A 22839-nucleotide genomic window follows, 5' to 3' on the forward strand; every position below is an offset into this window, starting at 1 on the left:
GGAGCGGACGATGGATCAGCTTCCCGTGCTTCTGGGGGTCGGCGGCGTGGTGCTGCTCTCGTCCGTCGTCGCGGTGCGCGTCTCGATCCGGCTCGGGTTCCCGTCGCTGCTGCTGTACCTCGCGATCGGCGTGGTGCTGGGCGAATCCGGGTTCGGCATCCGGTTCGACAACCCCGCCCTGACCCAGTCCCTCGGCCTCGCCGCACTGGTCATGATCCTCACCGAGGGCGGCCTGACCACGCGGTGGGCCTCGGTGAAACCCTCGCTGGGGCGGGGAATCGCACTGTCCACAGTGGCCGTTGTGCTGAGCGTCGCGATCACCGGCGCCGCCCTGCACTGGCTGCTGGGCCTCGACTGGCGGCTCGCGCTGCTGTGGGGCGCGGTGCTCGCGTCCACCGACGCCGCGGCGGTGTTCTCCGTGCTGCGCTCGGCCGGGGTGGGGAAGCGGATCGTCGGCACGCTGGAGCTGGAGTCCGGCATCAACGACGCGCCCGCGTACATCGCCGTCGTTGTGCTCGCTTCCGGGGCCACTGTGGACTGGTCGTTGCCACTGTTGGTGATTTACGAGCTGGCCGCAGGGTTGGGGATCGGGCTGCTGTTCGGCTGGCTGGGCGCGATGGCGCTGCGGCGGGCTGCGTTGCCGGCCACCGGCCTGTACCCGCTGGCGACGGTCGCGGTGTGCGTGGTGGCGTACTCCTCCGGGCAGCTGGCGCACGCTTCGGGCCTGCTCGCCACGTACGTCGCCGGCGTGGTGCTGGGCAACTCCAAGCTGCCGCACCGCTCCGACACGCTCTCGTTCGCCGAAGGGCTCGGCTGGCTCGCGCAGATCGGCCTGTTCGTGCTGCTCGGCTTGTTCGCCTCGCCGAGCCGGCTGCTGGAGACGCTGGTGCCCGGCCTGGTCGCGGGCGCGGTGGTGCTCCTGCTCGCGCGGCCGCTGTCGGTGGTGCTCTCGATGCTGCCGTTCCGGCTGCCCTGGCGGGAGCAGGCGTTCCTGTCCTGGGCCGGCCTGCGCGGGGCGGTGCCGATCGTGCTCGCGATGATCCCGCTGTCCGAGGGCGTCCCGGGCGCCGAACAGCTGGTCGACGCGGTGTTCGTGCTGGTCATCGTGCTGACGCTGCTGCAGGGCGCCACCCTCTCCCCGCTGGCCCGGCTGCTGGGCCTGGCCAAGCCGGCCGAGGCCTACGAGATCGAGGTCGACGCCGCGCCGCTGGACGAGCTGGGCGCCGAGCTGCTGCAGGTGCGCATCCAGAAGGGCTCGAAGCTGCACGGCGTGTACATCTCGGAGCTGGGCCTGCCCGTCGGCGCCACGGTGAGCCTGATCGTCCGCTCCGGCGCGGGTTTCACACCGCAGAAGACGAGCCGCCTGCAGGTGGCCGACCAGCTCCTCGTGGTGACCACCGCGAGCGTCCGGGACGCGGCGGAGCGCCGGATCCGCGCCGTGGACCGCGCCGGTCGCCTGGCCCGCTGGCGCGGCGAAGACGGCCGCTGACTCCTCCGCCGAACGTGTGACCGCGGTCTCAGATCGCGGGACGGGGCTGGCTTGCACCCACTCCGTTCGGTTACCTTCGGAAACAGGTCATGAGTGCCAGCGCGAAGCCCCGGCTTGCTGGCCGGCAACCCTCCTACCGCGGTGGGGTGCCCCGGGTGAGGACCAGGCCGGTCGCGTATCGCGGCAGGCAAGCGCGGACCCCTCGCCGGGGGTCCCCCGGATTGCCGAGGAGGCACCCTCATGACTCTCGCCCTCGATCGCTCCTGCCCCGCTGAAGCTCTTGAAACCGTTGCGCCCCAGCCGATCCCGGCCGTCGCCGGGGCGAGCCTGCGGGTGCCGCTGGTGACCGGCGGCGAGATCGGCTACGCGAACCTCGACCACGCCGCCAGCGCGCCGTGCCTGGACGCCGTGCGCACGGCCGTCGACGAGTTCCTGCCCTGGTACGCGAGCGTCCACCGTGGCGCCGGCTTCGCGTCGCAGGTCTCGACGCGGCTGTACGAGCGCACCCGCGACATCCTTCGCCGCTTCGTCGACGCGCGCGGCACCGACACCGTCGTTTTCACGCGCAACACCACGGATTCCTTCAACCTGCTGGCCCGCGCCTTGCCGCAGAACACTTCCGTGGTCGTGTTCGACACCGAGCACCACGCCGCGCTGCTGCCGTGGCGCGGCCGGAACGTCCGCCGCGTCCGCCTTCCGCGCACGCGGCTCGCGGCAGTGTCCATTGTGGACGAAGCGCTCGCGGGCTGCCCGCAGGGCCCGCGGCTGGTGGTGGTCACCGGAGCGTCCAATGTGACCGGTGAACTGCTCCCGGTGGCCGAGATCGCCGCCGTGGCAAGGAAACACGGCGCCCGCATCGCGCTCGACGCCGCCCAGCTCGCGCCGCACCGCCGCATCTCGCTGCGAGAGCTGGACGTGGACTACGTCGCGCTTTCCGGCCACAAGCTGTACGCGCCCTTCGGTGCCGGGGCGCTGATCGGCCGCGCGGACTGGCTGCGCGCCGCCACGCCGTACCTCGCCGGCGGCGGCGCGACCAAGCTCGTCACCGAGGAGGCCGTGGTCTGGAACTCGGGGCCGGAGCGGCACGAGGCGGGTTCGCCGAACACCGTTGGCGTGTATGCGCTCGGGGTCGCGTGCGAGCAGCTGGCCGCGCGGTGGGACGCCGTGGGCGAGCATGAGGCCGAGCTGCTGGAGCGGCTGCGCAAGGGCCTGGCCGGCATCCCCGGCTGCGCCGAGCTGCGGCTGTTCGACGCGCCGGTCGACCGGGTCGGCACGGTGAGCTTCGTCGTCGACGGCTTCGAGCCCGGCTGGCTCGCCGCGGTGCTGTCGGCCGAGTACGGCATCGGCGTCCGCGACGGCGCCTTCTGCGCGCACGTCGCCACGAAGCGCCTGATCGGCGTGGCCGGCGGCGACGGGCAGCAGGCCGTGCGCGTCAGCCTCGGCCTCGGCAGCACGGCGGAGCACGTGGACCGCCTGGTGCTCGCCCTCCGTCAGATCGCGGCCCGTGGCGCGCGCTGGCAGTACGAGAAGGTGGACGGCCGCTGGGCGCCCGTCGGGGACCCGCGCGAGCTGCCGCCGTTCTGCTCCTGAGCGCCCGGCCGGTCCGCTAGGCTCCGGCGGATGGGGAGAGTGCCGCGGTACGCGTTTCCATTGGCCCTGCTGGGTTTCGCCGAGCTGGTGCTGATCGGGGTGCAGCTCGCCACCACGCAGAACCGGCCGATGCCCTACGACGTCGCGGTGGCCGTGTCGGGGAGTTCGGGCTTTGCCGCGCAGCAGCTCGTGGCCGGATTTGGGTCGGTGACGTACTCCCCCAGCCAGCCGCCTCTCGTCCCGGCGAGGTCGGTGCCCGCGCCGTTCGCGCCCTCGACCGGCTGGCTGATCATGCTCGCGCTCGTGGTGGCGGCCGTCCTCGCCGGGTACGCGGTCGCCGCCCGCCGGGCCGGGACGCCGTACCGCACCGGCCGGTTCGCGCTGGCGCTGGTGGGCGGGGTGCTGGCCGTGCCGCTGCTCGACCTGCTCGCGTTCACGCAGTTCGGCCTCCCGGCCGAGGTGCGCGGCCCGGCGCTCGCGGCGCTCGGGCTGCTGCTGCTCGCCTGGTACGAACGCAGCGTGTTCGTCGCGGTCGTTTCGGTGCTGTTCGCGGTCCTCGCCGCGGTGCTCCTGCCGTCGCTCGCCGGGGTCGTGCTTTCGGGCGCGGTTCTGCTGGCGGCGGCGTTCGCGGCGGTCGCGGGGCCCGCGAAGTGGCGTCCTCGGCCTGCCGCCGAGACCGGCTGAGCCCGTAACGTGGACAATGGTCGGGTGAGCACCGAGTCCTCCTCCTCCGAACACCACGTCGAGCAGCCTGCCGAGGCCCCCGAACCGGCTCCGGCCGAGGCTCTGGCGCCGGCGGAACCCGAGGCCGAGCCGGCCGCCCCGCTGCCCAAGCGCCGGGTCGGGCTGGTGTTCGCCGTCGCCGTGGTCATCTGGGTGATCGACCTGGTGACGAAGAACCTGGTCGCGGCGAACCTGGAGGGCAAGGAGCCGGTCCGCATCCTCGGCGGGCTGATCTACCTGCAGGTGATCCGGAACCCGGGCGCCGCGTTCTCCATGGCCACCGGCATGACCTGGGTGCTCGCGCTGGTCGCGGCGGCCGTGGTGGTCGCGATCATCTGGCTCTCGCGGCGGCTGCGCTCGATCGGCTGGGCGATCGGGCTGGGCCTGGTGCTCGCGGGCGCGCTCGGCAACCTGACCGACCGCATCTTCCGCGCCCCCGGCCCGCTGCGCGGCCACGTCGTCGACTTCATTTCGGCGTTCGCCCCCAACGGCGAGGGCTTCGCGATCTTCAACATCGCCGACTCGGCCATCTGCTGCGGCGGGGTGCTGATCGTCCTGCTGTCGTTGCTCGGCAAGGACTACGACGGCACCTCCACCCGTACCAAGAAAGAGGAATCCGCGTGAGCGCCCGGATGCTGCCCGTCCCGGACGGGCTCGACGGGATGCGCGTGGACGCCGGGCTGGCCAAGCTGCTCGGCCTTTCGCGCACGGTCGTCGCGGAACTCGCCGCGGCCGGCGAGGTGCTGCTGGACGGCCGGCCGGCCGGCAAGTCCGACCGGCTCGCCGCCGGCGGGCTGCTGGAGGTCACGCTGCCCGAGCCGGCGAACCCGGTCGAGGTCGTCGCCGAGGCCGTCGAGGGCATGCGGATCCTGCACGACGACGACGACATCGTCGTGATCTCCAAGCCGGTCGGCGTCGCCGTGCACCCGAGCCCGGGCTGGACCGGGCCGACGGTGGTCGGCGGGCTGGCGGCCGCGGGGCTGCGGATCGCGACCTCGGGCGCGGCCGAGCGCCAGGGTGTCGTGCACCGGCTCGACGCGGGCACCACGGGCGTGATGGTGGTGGCCAAGAGCGAGCACGCGTACACCGTGCTGAAGCGCGCGTTCAAGGAGCGCACCGTCGACAAGGGTTACCACGCCGTGGTCCAGGGCCACCCGGACCCGACGCGCGGCACCATCGACGCCCCGATCGACCGCCACCCCCGCCACGACTACAAGTTCGCCGTGGTCGCGGGCGGGCGCCCGAGCGTGACCCATTACGAGGTGGTGGAGGCGTTCCGCGCCGCCTCGCTGGCCCACGTCAAGCTGGAGACGGGCCGGACGCACCAGATCCGCGTGCACTTCTCCGCGCTGCGCCACCCGTGCGTCGGCGATCTGACGTACGGCGCGGACCCGGTGCTGGCGCGCAAGCTGGGACTGACCCGCCAGTGGCTGCACGCCCGCACGCTCGGCTTCGCGCACCCGGCCGACGGCCGCTGGGTGGAGTTCGAGGCGGAGTACCCGGACGACCTGGCCCACGCCCTGCAGCTCCTGCGCGACGAGAACTAGAGCTCGACCGCCCAGGTCAGCGTGCGATCGTCCGGTTCGGGGCGCGGGCTCCAGCGGACCGAGACCACGCGGGTGGCGTCCGGGAGGATGTAGACGGTGTGCCCGCCGAGCGTCTCGCCCGGCCGCACCCCGATCTTGTGCGGCGGGCGCGAAGTGAGCGAGACCGGCGCCTTGCCGACCGTGCTCCCGTCTTCGGTGACGAGTTCGAGGTAGTTGTCGGGCAGCGACGCGAAGCCGACCGAGCCGCGGTTGGTGATCTCCGTGTGCACGACCACGGACCGCTCGCCCTCCTCGAGCCGGTAGCCGGCCGCGCCGAACAGGTAGTCCGCCGGGTCCTGGACCTCCAGCAACTGCACGGTGAGCTGCTCACCCTCGAGCCCCTCGGTCGCCAGCACCTCGCCGATCCGCCCCCGCTTGCCCCCGGGCGGCCCGGCCCGCCGCGGCTCGTCGCCGCGCGCCCAGGACGCCGTCTGCGGCACGCCCCAGGTGCTCACGAGGGGATGGGACGGTGCCCCGGGTTGGTGGCCTTGCACTGCGTACGGTCCTGAGCCGGACCCGGGCACTCCCGCGTACGGCCCGGAGGTCGCGCCGGGCTGGGGCTGGGGTGCTCCGGGGTAGGGGCCCGACGGTGTGCCTTGGACAGCGTGAGCTCCGGACGGCCCACCGTGGACGGCCTGCCCCTGCGCGAACGGCGCCATCACCGGCCCGCCCCCGGCAAACCCGTTGGACGGCTGCTGGGACATCGCCCCGGACTGCGGCTGGTGCTGCTGCGGTTGTTGGTGCTGGTGCTGGTGCTGGTGCTGTTGGTGCTGCGACATCGGCTGCAGGGGTGCCTGTCCGGGCTGGTGCTGTGGTGCCTGCCCGGTCTGTGACTGCTGGGGAGTCTGGCCTGGCTGGTGCTGGGATGCTTGCCCGGTCTGTGGCTGTTGGGGAGTCTGGCCCGGCTGTTGCTGCTGGTGCTGGGGTGCCTGGCCCGGCTGCTGCTGAACCCCTTGCCCCGACGGGGATTGCTGCTGTGACAGGAACTGCTGAGGCGCCAGCGGCTGGGATTGGTGCGGCTGGATTTGCTGCAGTGACGGTTGCTGTGGCGACGGGTACTGCTGCGGGAACGCCATCGCCCCGGACGGCGGCTGCGCCGGCACCGGTCCCGACGACGGCTGCTGCGCCCCCGCCTGAGCCCACGACGGCGGTGCGGCCGAAATCGCGGCCCGCAACCCGCTGGGATCACTCTCGACCCCGACCAGCAGCGGCAGCCCACTCCCGGACAACGCCACCAGCCGATACGCGACCTCCCGCGGATCCATCCCGACCTTGGCCGCCAGCTCGTGCACCGCGGCCTTGCCAAGCTCAGCGAGCGCGGCAAGCAGTCGAACGTCGACGGGATCGGTCACGGCCACTCCCCGAACGCTACCGCCTCACCTCCCCGGATCGCGCCCGAACCACCCGTGTCCCGCCCCCCTCCCACCCCGTTCACCGGCTTTCACCCCCTTCGCGCGCGGCGGGCTCCTCGGCTCAGGCCGCTCCTGGGTTCCCTGGTGCTGGCTGTGCCTGGGTTCCGCGGTGCTGGCTGTGCCTGGGTTCCCTGGTGCTGGCTGTGCCTGGGTTCCGCGGTGCTGGCTGTGCCTGGGTTCCGCGGTGCTGGCTGTGCCTGGGTTCCGCGGTGCTGGCTGTGCCTGGGTTCCGCGGTGCTGGCTGTGCCCGGGTTCCCTGGTGCTGGCCGTGCCCGGGTTCCCCGGCTCAGGCCGTGCCCAGGTTCCGCGGTGCTGGCCGTGCCCGGGTTCCCCGATGCCGGCTGTGCCCGGCGCGCCTGGGTTCCTGGCCATGCCCGGCGCGCTTGGGTTCTCTGTTACTCGCCGCGCCTGGTGAGCCGGGCTGTGTTTGGCCGCTCCCGTTTTCCCGGCTCCTGCTGTCCCAGCCCCGAGGCGCATCGGCTCTGGCCGCGCCCGGGTTACCCGGTGCCGGGCGCGCCTGGGGTTCCCTGTCACTCACCGCGCCCGGCGTGCCGGGCTGCATTGGCCGCTCCCGCTGTCCCAGCTCGCGCCGTCCCAACTCGAGGCGCACCGGACCATGCCAGGTCGACCTATCGCCCGCTGCATTGCCTCGCCGTTCGAGTCCCACCTGCCCGCTCACTGCACCGCCACTTCGCGCGAGCCGCCTTCATCCCGAGATCGCCTACCCGCCACTCACCGCGTCACCTCCTCGCTCGAGTTCCGCCCGCCCAAACCGGTCCACCCGTCGCTCACCGCCTTGCCCCGCTGCTCGGGCTGCCTTCATCCCGAGCTCGCCCAGTTGTCGCTCACCGCGTCACCTCCTCGCCTGAGCCTCACCTGTCCGAACCCCACCCACCTGTTGCTCACCGCACTGCTCGCCGCGCGAGCCGCCTTCATCCCGAACCCGTCCACCCGTCACCCACCGCAGCACCTCCCCGACCGGACCACACCCGGCCGCCCCGCGACCGGATCCCGTCGCGGCCCGGGTCGCACGGGGAGTGACCGCCGGCGGCGAAAAGCGCCGTTCTCCCAGCGTGAACGGGACTCTCGGGCCAGGTGACCCCGACCGGAGCGGATGTCCATTAGGGTCGGAAAGGCACCTGCGCCACCGAACCTGGGGGTCCGAATCCGATGACCGTGGTCACTGTTCTCGCCGGCGAGTTCGTCGACGAGTTGTTCGCCGTCGAGCCGCTTACCGCGGCGTTGCTGGGCGTCCGGCCGGACGCGCCGGGTCTTGACGATCCGAGCGCCGAGGCCGAGGCCGCTCATCGTGGGCGGCTGTCCGCGTTACTGGAGCGGGCGCGCGCGGTCGAGGCCGCGGGCTTGTCCGGCGAGGACCGCGTGACGCGTGAGGTCCTGGTGCACTCCATCGAGGGCCGGCTGGACCTGATCGACAGCCATTTCACCGAGTTCACCGTCAGCGATCTGTTCGTCGCGCCCGCGGCGGGGCTGCTGTCTTCGTTGCCGATGGTCTCCGTCGCGGGCGGGGCGTCGGCGGAGGCGCACCTCGGGCGGCTCGCCGGGATCCCGGCGTATCTGCGCGCGATCGCCGAACGGCACCGGGCGGGGATCGCGGCCGGGCGCGTGCCGGTCGCGCGGCTGGTGCGGGGCGCCATCGCCCACCTGGACCGCTACCTCGCCGAGCCGGCGGGCGATCCGCTGCTGCGCCAGCCGGCGCCGGACGAGGAGTTCGCAACCCGCCGCGAGGAGCTGCTGCGCGACGTCGTGCACCCGGCTTTCCGGGAGTACCGCGACTTCCTCGAGGCCGAAGTCCTGCAGCACGGCCGCCCGGACGACCAGGCCGGCGTCTCCTGGCTGCCCGGCGGCGACGAGATCTACGCCCGCCTCGCCCGCCTGCACACCACCACCGCGCGCGGCCCGCAGGACCTGCACGACACCGGCCTCGCCGTGATCGCGGGCCAAGCCGAGCAGTACCGCGAACTCGGCGCGCGCGTGTTCGGCACGCGGGAGCTGCCCGAGATCTTCGACCGGCTGCGCAACGATCCGAAGCTGCGCTGGTCCAGCGCCGGTGAGCTGCTCGACACCGCCCGCTCGGCGATCACCCGCGCGGCCGCCGAGTCCCCGAAGTGGTTCGGCCGGATCCCGGGGCAGCCGTGGACGGTCGAGGCGGTGCCGGAGGACTCCGCGCCCGGCGCGCCGCCCGCGTACTACATGCTGCCCGCCGCCGACGGCTCCCGGCCGGGCACCTACTTCGCCAACACTTACGAGGCCACCGAGCGCTTCCGGCACACCGCCGAGGCCACGGCGTTCCACGAGGCGATCCCGGGCCACCACTTCCAGCTGAGCACCGCGCTGGGGCTCACCGACCTGCCGCTGCTGCGCCGGATCGGCGACTTCACCGCCTACACCGAGGGCTGGGGCCTCTACACCGAGCGCCTCGCCGACGAGATGGGCCTGTACTCCGACGACGTCGCCCTGCTCGGCATGCTCACGCTGGAGTCGATGCGGGCCGGGCGGCTGGTGGTCGACACCGGCCTGCACGCGCTGGGCTGGAGCCGCCAGCAGGCGATCGACTACCTGGTCGAGAACACGCCGATGGCGCCCGTCGAGATCGAGGCCGAGGTCGACCGGTACATCGGCTACCCCGGGCAGGCGCTCGCGTACATGGTGGGGCGCCTGGAAATCCAGCGCATCCGCGCGGCCGCGGAAGCCCGGCTCGGGAGCCGGTTCGACGTGCGGGCGTTCCACGACGTCGTGCTCTCCGGCGGCGCGATGCCGCTTTCGGTGCTGGACGGCGTGGTGTCCGAGTGGGTGGCCGGGCACGGCGACACCGTCAACGGGCTGGCCGAGGACCTGCTGGAGCTGGACTTCGAGCGTCAGCCGCTCGAGCGCACGATCTACGGCCTGCCCGGCGACCACGACAAGCTCGGCGATCCCAGCCTCGCCGGCGCGCAGCGGTACCGCGCCGCGTACGACGCCATTGCCACACGCGCCGAGGCGATCGGCCGCGCCGGGCTGTCGTCCGCCGAGATCGTGACGCGCGACGTGGTGATCACGCGCGCCCGCGGTGTGATCGACTCGCTCGACTCGCGCCTGTCCGGCTTCGCCGTGAGCGACGGCTTCAGCGCGCCCGCGCTGTACCTGCTGATGATCCTGGCCGAGCTGAAGCCCGACGACGAGGAGAAGGCCCGCGGCCATCTCAGCCGCCTCGGCGCGGTCGGTGCCTACCTCGACGCCCTGATCGAAGCCCAGCGCGCCACGATGGCCGAAGGCCTGGTGCCGCCGGACTTCCTGGTGAAGATCGGAATCGGCTACGTCGACCGTTACCTCGAGGCCGACACCGATCCGCTGCGGGTCACGCCCGTGGCGGAGATCGAGGGCTTCGCCGAGGAGCGAGACCGCCTGCTCGCCGAGGTGGTGCACCCCGCTTTCGCGCGCTACCGGGCGTTCCTCGCCGACGAGGCGCTGCCGCTGGCCAAGCCGGAGACCGAGCCGGGCATCGGGCACCTGCCCGGCGGCCAGGAGAAGTACCAGGGCCTGATCCGCGCGGAGACCACCACCGAGCGCACCGCGCAGGACCTGCACGACACCGGCCTGAGGGTCGCCGGGGAGCTCGCGGCGGAGTACCGCGAGCTGGGCGCCAGGATGTTCGGCACGGCCGAGCTGCCGGAGATCTTCGAACGGCTGCGGTCGGACCCCGAGCTGCGCTGGCGGGACGGCGAGGAGCTGCTCGACAGTGCCCGTTCCGCAGTCACCCGCGCGGAAGCCGTTGCGCCGCAATGGTTTTCCCGGGTCCCGGCGGCCAGGTGCGTGGTCGTGCCGGTGCCCGAGGCCGAAGCCGCGAGCGGCACCATCGCCTACTACCTGCCGCCCTCGTTCGACGGCTCGCGCCCGGGCACGTACTACGCCAACACGTACGAGGCGAGTTCGCGGCCGCGGTTCACCAGTGAGGCCATCGCGTTCCACGAAGCCGTGCCGGGGCACCACTTCCAGCTCTCCTTCGTGCAGGAGCTGACCGGCCTGCCGATGCTGCGGCGCGTGGTGCCGTTCACCGCGTACCTGGAGGGCTGGGGCCTCTACGCCGAGCGGCTCGCCGACGAGATGGGCCTCTACCTCGACGACCTCACCCGCCTGGGCATGCTCACCCAGGATTCGATGCGGGCCGGGCGGCTGGTGGTCGACACCGGCCTGCACGCGCTGGGCTGGAGCCGCCAGCAGGCCATCGACTACCTCATCGAGAACACGCCGATGGCGAAGCTCGAGATCGAGGCCGAAGTGGACCGCTACGTGGCGAACCCCGGCCAGGCGCTCGGCTACATGGTGGGGCGGCTGGAGATCCAGCGGGTGCGGGCCGGGGCCGAGCGGGCGCTGGGCGCGGACTTCGACATCCGCGAGTTCCACGATGTGGTGCTGGGCAACGGGATCCTCCCGCTGTCTACTTTGGACGATCTGGTGACGGAGTGGGTTTCGGCCCGCGCCGGCCGGTAGGAGGAGATCCGCGGTGACCTGGCTCGACCTCGCCGACGACACCCTGTTCGGCCTGGACAACCTGCCCTACGGCGTGTTCTCGCGCGGGGCCGGGCCCGGCCGGCGGGTCGGTGTCGCGGTGGGGGAGCACGTGCTCGACCTGTCCGCGGCGGCCGAGGAGGCCGGGGCGCCGTTCGCGGGGCTGCTCGCCGGCGGGGTGCTGAACCCGTTGCTGGCCGCGGGTCCCACGACCTGGCGGGCGGTGCGCGAGCAGGTCCGGGAGTGGCTGGCCGGGCCGCGGCACGCCGACCGGGTCGGGGCGCACCTGGTGCCGCGCGCGGAAGTGAGGAACCACCTGCCGTTCGAGGTCGCCGACTACGTCGACTTCTACTCGAGCGAGCAGCACGCGATCAACGCCGCCGCGATCCTCTTCGGCGCCGAGGCCGCGCTGCCGCCGAACTGGAAGCGCCTGCCGATCGGCTACCACGGCCGGGCCGGCACCGTGGTGGTGTCCGGCACGCCCGTGGTCCGCCCGAGCGGGCAGCGCAAGCCGCGCCGGGACGCCGAGCCTTCGTTCGGGCCGTCGAGGCTGCTCGACATCGAGGCGGAGGTCGGCTTTGTCGTCGGTGTGCCGTCCACCATGGGCAAACCCGTGCCGGTCGGGGACTTCGCCGAGCACGTTTTCGGCGTGTGCCTGGTGAACGACTGGTCCGCGCGCGACATCCAGGGCTGGGAGTCCCAGCCGCTGGGGCCGTTCCTCGGCAAGTCGTTCGCCACCTCGGTGTCGCCGTGGATCGTGCCACTCGACGCGCTGGAGCACGCCCGCGTGCCGCAGCCGGCGCAGGAGCCCGAGCCGTTCGAGTACCTGCGCGGCGCCGAGCCGTGGGGGCTGGACCTGGCGCTGGAGATCCGCCTCAACGGGCACCTGGTGTCCAGCCCGCCGTTCGCCACCCAGTACTGGACGGCGGCGCAGCAGCTGGCGCACCTGACCGTGAACGGCGCGAGCCTGCGCACCGGCGACCTGTACGCGTCGGGCACGGTCACCGGCCCGGCGAAGGAGCAGCGCGGTTCGTTCCTGGAGCTGAGCTGGGGCGGGCGGGAGCCGTTCGAGCTGGCCGGCGGTGAGACGAGGACGTTCGTGGAGGACGGCGACGAGGTCGTGATCAGCGCGACCGCGCCCGGCCCCGGCGGGCGGCGGATCGGCTTCGGCGACGTGCGCGGGCGGGTGGTGCCCGGCTGAGCCCGGCCAGGCCGCGGCTTCGTGGTAGACATGAGCGGGCGCTTAGCCGGTGGACCCTGTGCGGAATGAGGCGAGGATGCGGATCGGGACGGGAATCAACTACTCGGGTGGCTTCGCCGAGAGCGTCGCGGACATCGTGGAGCTGGAGAAAGTCGGGCTGGACATCGCGTTCGTGCCCGAGGCGTACAGCTTCGACGCGGTCAGCCAGCTCGGTTATCTGGCCGCGAAGACCGAGCGGGTCGAGCTGGCCTCCGGGATCTTCCAGATCTACACCCGCACCCCGAGCCTCACCGCGATGACCGCGGCCGGGCTGGACTTCGTCTCCGGCGGCCGGTTCACGCTCGGCCTGGGCGCGTCCGGCCCGCAGGTCATCGAAGGCTTCCACGGCGTGAAGTACGACGCGCCGCTGGGCCGCACCCGGGAGATCATCGAGATCTGCCGCCAGGTGTGGCGCCGCGAGCGCGTGGTCCACGACGGCAAGCACTATCAGATCCCGCTGCCCGCCGACCAGGGCACCGGCCTCGGCAAGCCGCTCAAGCTGATCAACCACCCGGTGCGCGAGCGGATCCCGATCCTGCTCGCCTCGCTGGGCCCCAAGAACGTGGCGCTCACGGCCGAGCTGGCCGAGGGCTGGGAGCCGATCTTCTTCCACCCGGAGAAGGCCGCCGGCGTCTGGGGCGCGTCGCTCGCCGAGGGCAAGGCCAAGCGCGACCCGGCGCTGGGCGAGCTGGACGTGTACGCGGCCCCGGCGCTGGCCATCGGCGAAGACGTCGATCACCTGCTGGACCAGGTGCGCCCGCTCCTCGCGCTGTACATCGGCGGCATGGGCGCGCGCGGCCGGAACTTCTACAACGACCTGACCGTCCGCTACGGCTACGAGGCCGAGGCCAAGCTGATCCAGGACCTCTACCTCGACGGCAAGAAGGACGAGGCCGCCGCGGCGGTGCCGGTGGAGCTGCTGCGCGCGATTTCGCTGGTCGGCCCGGCCGGCTACGTCAAGGAGCGGCTGGCGGCGTTCGCCGAAGCCGGGGTGACCACGCTGAACGTCAGCCCGCTGCTGCCCGGCCGGGAAGCTCGGGTCGCCGCCGTCGCGAAGCTCAAGGAACTCATCGGCTGAGCGAGCGGCCGGTGCGTCTGAGACCACTCGGGAAAGGGGCGTGGACCTGCGGGTCTGCGCCCCTTTCCCGAGTGGTCCCCGTCACATCCGAACGCGGGCGCTGAGCTGGGCAAACGTCCGATTGGGTTATTCTCCTGTGATCGGGCGGTGTGCCGCGGGCGGAAATTCGCCGCCGCGCCCGCGCTGAAATGCCGTAATTACCCGGCGATCCGGACTGCGGCAGGTGTAGTAAAGGTGTTTCGGGGGAAACCGGGGCGGATACGGAAGCGAGGTAGACCGGACTGTGCGCAGCATCGCGGGGCCCGCTGTCGGCGTGCTGGACGTGGGGTCGTTCGGCGCGAGTCTTGTCGTGGTCGAAGAGGGCGGCACGCCGCTGGAGCCGGCGCTGACCCACCAGACCCGGCTGCGCCTCGACCGTGAGCTCGACGACGAGGGCCGGCTGAGCCGTTGTGGGATCGACGCGATCTCCGCCGCGGTGGAGGCCGCGACCGCGACCGCGGCCCGCCACGGCATCACCGACGTCTTCCCGCTGGCCACGTCTTCCATCCGCGACGCCGGGAACGTGCGCGAGGCGGTCCGCCGGGTCGCCCACGACACCGGCGTCGAGCTGCAGTTCCTTTCCGGCCGTCGGGAGGCAGAGCTGGCGTACGTCGGCGCGCGCCGCTGGTACGGCGCGGCGAGCGGCCCGTTGCTGGTGCTGGACATCGGCGGCGGCACCGTGGAGCTGGCCGCGGGCCACGGCGAGCAGGCCGGGTTCGCCCGTTCGCTGCCGCTGGGCGCGCGCTCGGTGACGCGCGACTGGCTGCCGGCCGAGCCGCCGGTGCGGTTCAAGCGGGTCCGGGCGCTGCGCGAGTACGTGCTGGAGCAGGTGACCGAGGCGCTGGGTGACGTGACGGCCGAGTTCGCCGGCCACCGGGTGGTCGGCTGCTCGAAGGTGCTGCGGCAGCTGGCGCGCTTGGCGGGCGACCGGCCGGGCAAGGCCCGCGAGCTGTACCTGGACGACCTGCGCGCGTGGATCCCGCGGCTGGCCGCGATGCCGTCTTCGCGGCGCGCGAAGCTGCCCGGCATCACCCGCCGGCGGGCGGAGCAGGCGCTGGGTGGCGCGGTCGTCGCCGAGGCGCTGCTGACCGTGGCGGGCGGGCCGGTGAGCATCTGCCCGTGGTCGACGCGCGACGGGCTCCTGCTCACCCTGCTGGACCAGCTGACCCTGGACGACCCCGGCAAGTCCCGGCCGAAGCCCGCCCAGTCCAAGGCGCCCCGGAAGGCCCAGTCTCGGAAGGAACAGTCTCAGAAGGCGCACTCGCGTCCGGCCGCGTGAAACCCCTGGTGCGGCCCGGCTAAAGCGGGTATCCCGGAGCCATGAGCCCCCGCAGCGAGCTGTTCCCGCGTGACCACCGCGACGACGAGGAAGACGACCTCGGCGCCCTGCCCGATCCGACGCGCCTGCGCGGGGACGTACCGTCCGTGCCGGGCCCGGACCTCACCCCCGCCTCCACGAAGGACGTCGACAGCCCGCCCGGCACCGAAGAGCCCTTCGGCGACGGCACCTCGCCCGCCTGAAGCGCCCCCTCCGAAACGAACCCACTGTTGCGTTCGCGGAGAACGCCACAGCAGTGCGCGGTCACTTCTGCTGAGTCGCGAACTGCCGGACCCGGTCCGGGGTGCGCCGCATCGGGTTGCGCCCGAGCGGCTGGTGCGGCGCCGGGCCGGGGTCGATGGCCGGGATCGGCAGTTTCACCGGGGTTTCCGTCACGGTGAAGCGCTCGCCGTGGTGGACCAGCTCCAGTGGCTCGCCCTCCAGGACGTGGTAGGTGGCCTCGTCGTGGGTGATCTCGACCTGGAACCGGGTGCCCCGGAAGGCGAGGCGGAACTTGAGGCTGCCGAGCTGCCGCGGCAGCCGGGGCGCGAACGACAGCTGGCCGCCGTGGTCGCGCAGGCCGCCGAAGCCCGCCACCGCGCCCTGCCAGGCACCGGCGAGCGAGGCCATGTGCAGGCCGTTGCGGACGTTGTTGTGCACGTCGTGCAGGTCGGTCAGCGCGGCCTCGGCCAGGTAGTCGTAGGCCAGGTCCAGGTGCCCGACCTCGGCGGCGATCACGGCCTGGGTGCCGGCCGAGAGCGAGGAGTCGCGCACCGTGCGGGCCTCGTAATACGCGAAGTCGCGCGCCTTCTCGTCCGGGCTGAACGAGTCGCCGCACAGGTGCAGCGCCAGCACCAGGTCCGCCTGCTTCACCACCTGCTTGCGGTACAGGTCGAAGTACGGGAAGTTCAGCAGCAGCGGGTAGAAGTCCGGCTCGGTGGCCGCGTAGTCCCACTCGTCGTGCTCCAGGAAGCCCTCCGACTGCGGGTGGATGCCGAGTTCCCGGTCGTAGGGCACGACCATCGCGTCGGCCGCCGCGCGCCAGGTGTCGAGCTCGGTGGTGTCCGCCCCGAGCTCCCGCGCGAGGTCCGGCCGCCGCGTGCACACCTCCGCCGCGGCGAGCAGGTTCCGCCGCGCCATCAGGTTCGTGTAGATGTTGTTGTCCGCCACCGCGGAGTACTCGTCCGGCCCGGTGACGCCGTCGATGCGGAACTTCCCGTGCCGGTCGAAGTGCCCGAGTGAGGCCCACATCCGCGCCGTCTCCACGAGCAGCTCGGCGCCGTGCAGGCGCTCGAAGTCGTCGTCGCCGGTCGCGTTGAGGTAGCGCACCACGGCGTCGGAGATGTCCGCGCTGACGTGGAACGCCGCCGTGCCCGCCGGCCAGTACGCCGAGCATTCGGCGCCGTTGATCGAGCGCCACGGGAAGGCGGCGCCGTGCAGGCCGAGCTGGGTCGCGCGCTCCCTTGCTTTGTCCAAAGTGGAGTGACGCCAGCGGAGGGCGTCCCGCGCCGCGTCCGGCGTGGTGTAGGTGAGCACCGGCAGCACGAAGGTCTCGGTGTCCCAGAACGCGTGCCCGTCGTAGCCCGGCCCGGTCAGGCCCTTGCCCGGGATCGCCCGGCTCTCCCCGCGGGCGCCGGCCTGCAGCAGGTGGAAGAGCGCGAAGCGGACGGCCTGCTGCAGCTCGGGGTCGCCCTCGATCTCGATGTCGGACGTCGCCCAGAAGTCGTCGAGGAACTGCTGCTGCTCCTCGACCAGCCCGTCCCAGCCGGTCTTGCGCGCGCCGCCCAGCGCGGCCTCGGCCTGCGCGCGCAGCGCGGGCACCGACCGCTGCGCGGACCAGCCGTAAGCGAGGTACTTGGTGATCCGCAGCCGCCCGCCCTTCGGCACGTCGACGGCCACGGTGAGGCGCGCCAGGTCGTCCTCGGCGTGGATGCGCGTGCTGATGCCGTCGTCCACCTCGATGTGGTGGTCCATCGCGGCCGCCATCCGCAGCCCGGACACCCGGGTCCGGTGCACCAGCACCGCCTCGTAGTCCGCCGCGTGGCAGAACTCGCCCACCAGCGGCGAGTCCAGCGCCGCCGCCACCCGCGGGTCGTGGGTGTCCGACTCGACCGGCTCGTTGGCCAGCAGGTCGGACTGCACCACCAGCTGCAGGTCCTCGTCGAGCGGCTCCACCTCGTACCGGATGGCGGCGATGGCCCGCTGCGTGAACGACACCAGCCGCTCGGTCGTCACCCGGACCCGGCGGCCGGTGGGGGAGGACCACTCGGTGGTGCGGCGGAGCGTGCCCGTGCGGAAGTCGAGCACCCGGTCGTGCTCGCTCGCGACGCCGTAGCGCATGTCGAGCGGCTCGTCCTCGACCAGCAGCCGGATGACCTTGCCGTCGGTCACGTTGACCACGGTCTGGCCCGCTTCCGGATAGCCGTAGCCGCCCTCGGCGTACGGCAGCTCGTGCTGTTCGTAGAAGCCGTTCAGGTAAGTGCCGGGCAGCCCGCGCGGCTCCGCCTCCTCGAGCGTGCCGCGGAGCCCGATGTGGCCGTTCGACAGCGCGAACGCGGATTCCGTGCGCTGCAAGGCATCCACGTCCATGCCGCGCCACCGCAGCTCCCACGGGGAGCACTCGTAGCCGCGCGCCGTCAGGTTCAAGTCGGTCACTTGTCCTCCAGCAGTTCGGCCAGGTCGTCGACCACGACGTCGGCGCCGTGCGCCCGCAACTCGTCCGCCTGGTCCGCGCGGTTGACTCCGACCACGAAGCCGAACCCGCCCGCTTTTCCGGCCTGCACCCCGGACTGCGCGTCCTCGAACACCGCCGCGTGCTCCGGTGTGACGCCGAGGGCCTTGGCCCCGGCCAGGAACGAATCGGGGGCCGGCTTGCCCTTGAGCCCGTCGCGCCGGATCACCAGCCCGTCGATGCGGGCCTCGACGAACTTGGTCAGGTCGGCCGCGTCGAGCACCTTCGCGCCGTTCGCCGAGGAGGTCACCACCGCGATCCGCAGCCCCGCGTCGCGGGCCTTTTCCAGGTAGCGCACCGATCCCGGGTACGGGTTGACGCCGCGCTCCTCGATGATCTTCAGCACCAGCTCGTTCTTGCGGTTGCCGATGCCGTTCACGGTCGGCGCGTCGACGGCGTCGTCCGGCGTGCCTTCCGGCAGCTCGATCCGGCGCGAGCGCAGGAACTCGCGGACGCCGTCGGCGCGCGGGCGGCCGTCCACGAAGGACGCGTAGTCCTGGTCGGTGAACTCCCGGAAGGACGCACCGTCCCTGGCGCGCAGAAACTCGTCGAACGTCCGTTTCCACGCCTCGCGGTGCAGCACGGCCGTCCCGGTCAGCACCCCGTCGAGGTCGAAGAGGCAGGCGGTGATGGTGTCGGGCAGTCCGATCATGCCGCCAACCTACCGGGCCGGGCCGTCTTCCGCGGGCTTGTCCGGGTGCGGGCGCACGTGGTGGATGAGTTCGTGCACGGTGGCGTCGGCGAGCCGGTAACGCACCACGCGTCCATCGCGGTGCGCGGTGACCAAACCGTGCGCGCGAAGCAGCCGCAACGCCTGCGAGACGGCGGTGTCGGTCATACCCGTGGCCGCCGCGAGGTCGGTGACGCTGATTTCCCGCGCGTAGTGGATGGACACGAGCAGCGCGAGCCTCGACGGGTCGGCCACGACGGCGAACCGCCCGGCCCACTCGTCGATCACCGCCCGGTCGCCCAGCCCCGCGACGGCGGCGGCCACGCGTTCCGGGTCGATCAGGCGCCGGTCCGGCTCGATGCTCACAGCGGGGATGATTCCACCCGCCGGGCCCGGCGACCAGTTCGGCCGGCGCCGGGCCCGCTCACGAGCGCCGTTCGAACACCAGGCCTTCCGCGGCGCGCAGGCCGACGCTGATGGCGCCGGCCAATACCGCGTCGTCACCCAGCTCGCCCTGGACGACGGTCGGGACCAGCGGGGTGAACGCGCGCAGGGCGCGGTCGATGGGCTCCAGCAGGAGGTCGGCGGCAGTGCCGACGCCGCCGCCCAGGACGATCAGCTCGGGGTCGATCACCGCGGCCACCGACGCCACGGTGTAGGCGAGCCGGTCGGCCTCCGCCTCGACGGCGCGCTGCGCCAGCTCGTCGCCCTCGCGGGCCAGCCGGAACACCTCGCGGGCCGATTTCGCCGTGCCCAGGCCGAGTTCACGCGCGCCGCGCACCACGGACTGGGCCGCGGTCGCCTCCTCCAGGTGGCCCCGCGCGGGCGGCTCGCCCGGCTCGTCGGCCGAGCGCATGCGGCCGTAGGGCAGGTAGCCGATCTCGCCCGCGGCGCCGGTCGCACCGCGGAACACCCGGCCGTCCACCATCAGGCCCATGCCGACGCCGGTGCCGATGGTGATGCAGCCGAACACCGAAGCACCCCGCGCCGCACCGCTTTCCCCCTCGCCGACGGCCGTGAGGTTCGCGTCGTTCTCCACCATCAGGTCCGGGCCGAGCGCGGCCTCCAGGTCGTCCAGCAACCCGGCGCGGCCCCAGCCGGGCAGGTTCGGCGCGTGCCGGAAGCACCTCTTGGCCGGATCCGCGACGCCGGGGGAGCCGAGCACCCGCACCACGATGTCCCCGGCGCTCAGCCCCGCCTCCGCCACGATCTCGGCCGCGAGCTTGCCGACGGCGGCGACCAGCGCGCTGCCGGACCGCGCGGTGTTGCGCGCGTCCCGCCGCGCCACCGTGGTCCGGCCGAGGTCCGACACCGCGACCCGCAGGTGTTCGCGCCCGATGTCGACGCCCAGCACGTAACCCGCTGTGGGGTCCGCCTCGTAGAGCACCGCGGAACGGCCGGTGCCGGTCGAGGTGTGCCCGGTCGCGCGCGCGAGCCCGGCGGCTTCCAGCGCCAGCAGCGCCTGGCTCACCGTCGGCTTCGACAGCCCGGTGTCCTTGGCCACCTGCGGCCGGGTCGCCGGGCCCCCTCGGCGCAGCAGGTCGAGCACCGCCCGCTGATTGATCTTGCGCATCCCGGCCGGCGTGCCGACCGGCGGAATCCCCGCGCCCACCACCTGCAGCCCGCTTCCTCACGTCGTCCCGATGCCCCTTGGGCAGGAAACCTTCTTATCGAGTCCCCGACGCGACGATACGGGGCCTTTCTGTGGAACCGGGGGACGCCGCGCTGATCAGGCGTCCGGCAGCCAGTTCCCGTGGAAGCCGGCCGGCACGCGCTGCGGCAGGCGCACGGTCGCGACCGGCGGCGCGGCGACGTTCTGCGCGTCCAGCACCACGAGGTCGCTGGAGCCGGCGGTCGCGTCGTAGACGTAGGCGAGCAGCCAGCCCGCGCCGCCCGGGGTCTCGTCGGCGGGCACGAACACGGCCTCTCCCGGGATGCGGCCGGTCTCGAACCGGTGCTCCTCGACGGCGCCGGTGTGCAGGTCGTGACGCAGTAGCGAACTGCGCTCCTCCGGCCCGCGAGAGGCGGTGAGGTGGCCGAACCGGACGTCGGCGCCGGCCAGCCGGTCGTCGATCCGGGGGAACTCGGCGCGGCGGTCGTCGAGCCGGTCCTCGGTGACGGTGCCCGCCGCCGGGTCGACCGTCCAGCGCCACAGCGTGCCGTCCGGCTGCGGGCGGCCGGGCGCGAACATGTGGTCGTACCGCACCACGTGCAGCACGATCCGGCCATCGGCGGTGTCGTGCGCGTTGAGCGTGTGGAAGACGTAACACGGGTCGATCGTCAGCCAGCGGACGCCGGCCGCGGGGGCGTCACGGCGCAGCACGCCGAGCCGGGCGCCGTAGGTTTCGCTCCAGCTGTAAGGGATGCCGTGCCCGACCGACGCCCGGTCGAACACCACCGGCAGGTCGAAGAACACGGCGTGCGCACGGGTGAGCGCGAAGTCGTGCATCATGGTCAGCCCCGGCACGTCGATCGGCTGCTTCACGACGAGGTTCCCGGCGGCGTCGGCCCGGTAGTAGCTCACGTGCGGCGCGGTCATGCTGCCGTAGCCGAAGAAGTGCAGTTCCCCGGTCTCCGGGCAGATCTTCGGGTGCGCGGTCATCGAATCGGCCAGCTCGCCGCCGAAGTCGTACGGCCCCACGGTTTCCAGCTCCCGCGTGATCTCGTACGGCAGCGAGGACTCGACGAGCGCGAGCGTGCGCCCGGCGTGGTTGACCACGTGGGTGTTGGCCTCGCCGTTGCGCAGGTTCCGCGAGCCGTCGGCGTTGTACAGCACCGCTTCCGGCCGGTCGAAGCTCTCGGTGCGCACCCAGCGGTTGCGGTACCAGGCCGCGCGGCCGTGCTCCAGCCGGACGCCGTGGACCATGCCCTCGCCGGTGAACCAGTGCGCGCTGGCCTGGCGCGGGTTCGGGCCGTTGCGCAGGTACCAGCCGGTCAGCTCGGGCGGCAGCGCGCCGGTGACGGGCAGGTCGTACGCGGTCAGCTCGTCGTGCACCGGCGCGTAGCCGCCGGTCATCTGGAAGTCGCTGGTGGTCATGGGTTCACGCGGCTTTCCGGGCGCGGGCCTGAACGATCTGGCGGTAGCGGACGGTGAACGCGGCCGGGACGGCGAAGCCGAGCACCTTGATCACGATCAGGGCGGCGGTCGCGTGCGGCGCGGCGCTCAGGAGCACCGTCGAAGCGATCCCGGCGACGGTGAAGCTCGCGGCCCACACCGCGGTGATGACGACGTTGACGCGCAGGAAAGCCGGGTTGTCCCACACTGCCGGCGGCACCATCGTCTTGGCGATGCCGAGGGTGAACGGCCGGCGCACCGCGATCGAGCCCCACGCGGTGACCGCGAGCCAGATGTCGGAGAGCGCGCCCACGTAGTCGTGCAGCGGCGAGCCGGGGTCGGCGAAGGACAGGACGGTCAGCGCCGCGAAGAACACCGTGGCGGACAGCTCGATGACCAGCGTGTCCCAGGCCTTGCCGCGCCGGCGTTCCAGCCCGAGCAGGCCGGCGGCGAGGACCAGGCCGACCAGGCCCGAGTACCGCCAGTCGAACTGGGTGGAGACCACCGCGAAGACGATCCACGGGATGAAGCTCTTGAGGTAGTTCATGACGTCCTCCCTCGATGTTCCACTACTGACATGTCATAGTTAAAACGTCCGAGCTGGACATGTCAAGAGTGGAAGGTAAGATGACCGGCATGAGCCTTCGACACGCGGTGCTCGGCCTGCTGGCCGAACAGTCCGGCAGCGGCTACGACCTGCTCAAGCGCTTCCAGACGGCGATGGCCAACGTGTGGTCCGCCACCCAGAGCCAGCTCTACGGCGAGCTGGGCAAGCTGGAGAAGGCGTCGCTGATCAAGGTCGCCGACGAGGGCCCGCGCGGGCGCAAGGAGTACGAGATCACCGAGGCGGGCCAGGAGGAGCTGCGCGCTTGGCTGCTCTCGCCGTACGACCCGCCCGCGCCGCGCAGTGAATCGCTGCTGCGGCTGTACTTCCTGGACGCGGTTTCGACGGAGCAGGCGCAGGCCTACGTGACGGGCATGGGGGAGATCGGGCAGCGGCGCCTGGAACACCTCGATCGGCTGGAGGCGACGGTCGACTGGGACAGCGCCTCGGTTTACGGCCGGCTGGCGTTGGAGTGGGGCAAGCGCTTCTCGCGGATGCAGGCCGAGTGGGCGGAGTGGTCGGTCGCGCAACTCAAGGACTCCCCGGGCGTTCAGGGGGACTGAACGCCGGGGCTGTCGCCGCTGTGTCCGAAGTGGACGCTCCGGTGGCGGCCGGCCCAGCCGCGGTTCCGCCGTCCGCAGGAGGGCGCACGGCCGTTCCGACCAGTCCCGACTGTGGCGCGGCGCACATTGGGGGTCCGCGCGCTGTCATCTCGTCACACAAATCAGTCGACATGACTACTGCGCGTTGCGCCGGTTCTGTCACGTGCTTAGCGTGACCCGCGTCTTGCCCGATTTC

General features: G+C 72.6%; 18 protein-coding genes, 2 pseudogenes and 1 riboswitch. Of the genes and pseudogenes, 12 read left to right on the forward strand and 8 right to left on the reverse strand.

Going from position 1 to position 22839, the window contains the following annotated elements:
- The first annotated feature begins 10 nt into the window (after positions 1-10).
- From BMY97_RS12010 to BMY97_RS12030, 5 genes are all read left to right on the forward strand, one after another.
- A complete protein-coding gene (locus tag BMY97_RS12010) occupies positions 11-1489 on the forward strand; it encodes a potassium/proton antiporter (protein ID WP_091616826.1) in 1479 nt (492 codons plus the stop codon).
- A gap of 85 nt (positions 1490-1574) precedes the next feature.
- A riboswitch (SAM riboswitch) is annotated at positions 1575-1689 on the forward strand.
- A gap of 40 nt (positions 1690-1729) precedes the next feature.
- Positions 1730-3079, forward strand: coding sequence for an aminotransferase class V-fold PLP-dependent enzyme (locus BMY97_RS12015; protein ID WP_091616828.1), 1350 nt, complete (start codon positions 1730-1732; stop codon positions 3077-3079).
- A 30-nt stretch (positions 3080-3109) separates the two neighbouring features.
- The gene (locus BMY97_RS47760) at positions 3110-3763 is read left to right on the forward strand and encodes a hypothetical protein (RefSeq protein ID WP_218156768.1); all 654 of its coding nucleotides are present in this window, start codon (positions 3110-3112) and stop codon (positions 3761-3763) included.
- Between the two features lie 24 nt (positions 3764-3787).
- On the forward strand, positions 3788-4426 hold the full coding sequence (gene lspA / locus BMY97_RS12025; RefSeq protein ID WP_177231293.1) for a signal peptidase II: 639 nt from the start codon (positions 3788-3790) through the stop codon (positions 4424-4426).
- The gene (locus BMY97_RS12030) at positions 4423-5349 is read left to right on the forward strand and encodes an RluA family pseudouridine synthase (RefSeq protein WP_091616832.1); all 927 of its coding nucleotides are present in this window, start codon (positions 4423-4425) and stop codon (positions 5347-5349) included. Before lspA ends, BMY97_RS12030 begins: the two co-directional genes overlap by 4 nt.
- Here BMY97_RS12030 and BMY97_RS48330 read toward each other — a convergent pair.
- A pseudogene (locus tag BMY97_RS48330) lies at positions 5346-5984 on the reverse strand (AsnC family protein); the annotation flags it as partial. The gene BMY97_RS12030 and the pseudogene BMY97_RS48330 overlap by 4 nt on opposite strands.
- A gap of 9 nt (positions 5985-5993) precedes the next feature.
- Here BMY97_RS48330 and BMY97_RS48335 point away from each other — a divergent pair.
- Positions 5994-6221 (forward strand): hypothetical protein, encoded by a 228-nt coding sequence (locus tag BMY97_RS48335; protein WP_245787304.1) that lies wholly within the window; start codon positions 5994-5996, stop codon positions 6219-6221.
- 405 nt (positions 6222-6626) lie between these two features.
- Here BMY97_RS48335 and BMY97_RS49570 read toward each other — a convergent pair.
- Positions 6627-6746, reverse strand: a pseudogene (locus tag BMY97_RS49570) (AsnC family protein); the annotation flags it as partial.
- Between the two features lie 1224 nt (positions 6747-7970).
- Here BMY97_RS49570 and BMY97_RS12040 point away from each other — a divergent pair.
- The 5 genes from BMY97_RS12040 (at position 7971) to BMY97_RS12060 (ending at position 15184) form a co-directional block, all read left to right on the forward strand.
- Positions 7971-11288 carry a DUF885 domain-containing protein gene (locus BMY97_RS12040; protein WP_091616836.1) on the forward strand — a complete coding sequence of 1106 codons (3318 nt, stop codon included), beginning with the start codon at positions 7971-7973 and terminating at the stop codon, positions 11286-11288.
- Positions 11289-11301: 13 nt separating this feature from the next.
- Positions 11302-12507, forward strand: a complete 1206-nt coding sequence (gene fahA, locus BMY97_RS12045) for a fumarylacetoacetase (protein WP_091616838.1) — start codon at positions 11302-11304, stop codon at positions 12505-12507.
- Positions 12508-12583: 76 nt separating this feature from the next.
- Positions 12584-13624, forward strand: coding sequence for an LLM class F420-dependent oxidoreductase (locus BMY97_RS12050; RefSeq protein WP_091616840.1), 1041 nt, complete (start codon positions 12584-12586; stop codon positions 13622-13624).
- A gap of 283 nt (positions 13625-13907) precedes the next feature.
- Entirely contained in the window at positions 13908-14942 is a 1035-nt protein-coding gene (locus tag BMY97_RS12055; protein WP_091616843.1) for a Ppx/GppA phosphatase family protein, read from the forward strand.
- 41 nt (positions 14943-14983) lie between these two features.
- Positions 14984-15184: a hypothetical protein gene (locus BMY97_RS12060; protein WP_091616845.1), complete on the forward strand. Its 201-nt coding sequence runs from the start codon at positions 14984-14986 to the stop codon at positions 15182-15184.
- Positions 15185-15245: 61 nt separating this feature from the next.
- On the opposite strand, the gene BMY97_RS12065 is transcribed toward BMY97_RS12060, so the two are convergent.
- The 6 genes from BMY97_RS12065 to BMY97_RS12090 form a co-directional block, all read right to left on the reverse strand.
- Positions 15246-17570: a glycoside hydrolase family 65 protein gene (locus tag BMY97_RS12065; RefSeq protein WP_091617094.1), complete on the reverse strand. Its 2325-nt coding sequence runs from the start codon at positions 17568-17570 to the stop codon at positions 15246-15248.
- 62 nt (positions 17571-17632) lie between these two features.
- Positions 17633-18364 (reverse strand): HAD family hydrolase, encoded by a 732-nt coding sequence (locus tag BMY97_RS12070; RefSeq protein ID WP_091616847.1) that lies wholly within the window; start codon positions 18362-18364, stop codon positions 17633-17635.
- Between the two features lie 9 nt (positions 18365-18373).
- Positions 18374-18742 carry an ArsR/SmtB family transcription factor gene (locus BMY97_RS12075; protein ID WP_091617095.1) on the reverse strand — a complete coding sequence of 123 codons (369 nt, stop codon included), beginning with the start codon at positions 18740-18742 and terminating at the stop codon, positions 18374-18376.
- Positions 18743-18806: 64 nt separating this feature from the next.
- Positions 18807-19997 carry an ROK family transcriptional regulator gene (locus BMY97_RS12080; RefSeq protein ID WP_091616849.1) on the reverse strand — a complete coding sequence of 397 codons (1191 nt, stop codon included), beginning with the start codon at positions 19995-19997 and terminating at the stop codon, positions 18807-18809.
- A 114-nt stretch (positions 19998-20111) separates the two neighbouring features.
- Complete coding sequence (locus tag BMY97_RS12085) at positions 20112-21419, reverse strand: carotenoid oxygenase family protein (protein ID WP_091616851.1); 1308 nt, start codon at positions 21417-21419, stop codon at positions 20112-20114.
- A gap of 4 nt (positions 21420-21423) precedes the next feature.
- On the reverse strand, positions 21424-21984 hold the full coding sequence (locus BMY97_RS12090) for a hypothetical protein (RefSeq protein WP_091616853.1): 561 nt from the start codon (positions 21982-21984) through the stop codon (positions 21424-21426).
- An 89-nt stretch (positions 21985-22073) separates the two neighbouring features.
- Here BMY97_RS12090 and BMY97_RS12095 point away from each other — a divergent pair, with 89 nt between their 5' ends.
- Positions 22074-22604, forward strand: a complete 531-nt coding sequence (locus tag BMY97_RS12095; RefSeq protein ID WP_091617096.1) for a PadR family transcriptional regulator — start codon at positions 22074-22076, stop codon at positions 22602-22604.
- The last annotated feature ends 235 nt before the right edge of the window (positions 22605-22839 follow it).

This window comes from Amycolatopsis saalfeldensis (genome assembly GCF_900110575.1).
GTDB classification, from domain to species: domain Bacteria; phylum Actinomycetota; class Actinomycetes; order Mycobacteriales; family Pseudonocardiaceae; genus Amycolatopsis; species Amycolatopsis saalfeldensis.

What these genes read in the sequence shown, in the direction of transcription:
- BMY97_RS12010 (WP_091616826.1), top strand. Translation starts at nt 11, where the DNA reads ATGGATCAGCTTCCCGTGCTTCTGGGGGTCGGCGGCGTGGTGCTGCTC.
- BMY97_RS12015 (WP_091616828.1), top strand. Translation starts at nt 1,730, where the DNA reads ATGACTCTCGCCCTCGATCGCTCCTGCCCCGCTGAAGCTCTTGAAACC.
- BMY97_RS47760 (WP_218156768.1), top strand. Translation starts at nt 3,110, where the DNA reads ATGGGGAGAGTGCCGCGGTACGCGTTTCCATTGGCCCTGCTGGGTTTC.
- BMY97_RS12040 (WP_091616836.1), top strand. Translation starts at nt 7,971, where the DNA reads ATGACCGTGGTCACTGTTCTCGCCGGCGAGTTCGTCGACGAGTTGTTC.
- BMY97_RS12050 (WP_091616840.1), top strand. Translation starts at nt 12,584, where the DNA reads ATGCGGATCGGGACGGGAATCAACTACTCGGGTGGCTTCGCCGAGAGC.
- BMY97_RS12060 (WP_091616845.1), top strand. Translation starts at nt 14,984, where the DNA reads ATGAGCCCCCGCAGCGAGCTGTTCCCGCGTGACCACCGCGACGACGAG.
- BMY97_RS12065 (WP_091617094.1), bottom strand. Translation starts at nt 17,570, where the DNA reads ATGGACGTGGATGCCTTGCAGCGCACGGAATCCGCGTTCGCGCTGTCG.
- BMY97_RS12070 (WP_091616847.1), bottom strand. Translation starts at nt 18,364, where the DNA reads ATGATCGGACTGCCCGACACCATCACCGCCTGCCTCTTCGACCTCGAC.
- BMY97_RS12085 (WP_091616851.1), bottom strand. Translation starts at nt 21,419, where the DNA reads ATGACCACCAGCGACTTCCAGATGACCGGCGGCTACGCGCCGGTGCAC.
- BMY97_RS12090 (WP_091616853.1), bottom strand. Translation starts at nt 21,984, where the DNA reads ATGAACTACCTCAAGAGCTTCATCCCGTGGATCGTCTTCGCGGTGGTC.
- BMY97_RS12095 (WP_091617096.1), top strand. Translation starts at nt 22,074, where the DNA reads ATGAGCCTTCGACACGCGGTGCTCGGCCTGCTGGCCGAACAGTCCGGC.